A 366-nucleotide genomic window follows, 5' to 3' on the forward strand; every position below is an offset into this window, starting at 1 on the left:
CGTGCCGGGCACCAGCAGCGCCCGGGCGGACCGGCTCGTCGAGGAGTCGTTCCCGGCCCGCTCGCAGCGCGAGTCGATCGTCGCGATCGGCGCACCGGACGTCCGCAGCCCCCGCCTGCGCGCCATGCTCGCCGACCTGCCCTGGTGCGAGGAGCGGCGGCTGCTCAGCGTCGACCGCCTGCACCCCAGCGCCGAGGGGCACCGGCTGATCGCCCGCCGCTTCCACGAGCTGCTGGCCGAGCGCTACGTCGAGCGGCCCCGCCACCTGGAGGTCCAGGTGTTCGGCGACCGCCACGGCAACGTCGTCCACCTCTTCGAGCGCGAGTGCTCGCTACAGCGCCGCCACCAGAAGGTCGTCGAGGAGGC

1 protein-coding gene is annotated in these 366 nt (G+C 74.9%); it reads left to right on the forward strand.

The window, feature by feature from the left end; translation table 11 throughout:
* The coding region (locus PUR71_RS06930) for an ATP-binding protein (protein ID WP_443077401.1) at window positions 1-366 on the forward strand (366 nt) is incomplete at both ends.

Source organism: Streptomyces sp. SP17BM10 (genome assembly GCF_036322405.1).
Classification (GTDB): Bacteria; Actinomycetota; Actinomycetes; order Streptomycetales; family Streptomycetaceae; genus Kitasatospora.